This is a genomic window from Psychrobacter sp. TB20-MNA-CIBAN-0197 (assembly GCF_040309765.1).
GTDB lineage: Bacteria > Pseudomonadota > Gammaproteobacteria > Pseudomonadales > Moraxellaceae > Psychrobacter > Psychrobacter submarinus.
The window spans coordinates 1-248 of the sequence record NZ_JBEOPC010001140.1 but is presented as its reverse complement, the minus strand read 5'-3'; the positions used below and the strand labels follow the sequence as shown (position 1 = coordinate 248).

Here is a 248-nt window from a genome sequence, read left to right as displayed (position 1 = left end):
CGCTTGATAAGCGCGCTTACGCGGGCGGGCCAATGGCAGAAGCCGTGGCGCACAGTACGCGTTATCTCACTGATGAAGACCTGATCGCGATGGCAGACTATTTAAAAGTCGTGCCAGCCATTAAGACCGATGATTATTTGATACCAGTCAATGTCTCTCGCCTATCGCAACCAGTCAGTAACTCGATTATTTACGACTTACTTGAGCAAAAAGACTATCTGGCACATGCCAAAACCAATACTGTCAGC

Annotated in this window: 1 pseudogene; it reads left to right on the top strand. The window is 48.4% G+C overall.

The window, feature by feature from the left end:
- Positions 1-32 precede the first annotated feature (32 nt).
- Positions 33-248 (top strand): annotated as a pseudogene (locus AAEY83_RS17500) (cytochrome c); the annotation flags it as partial.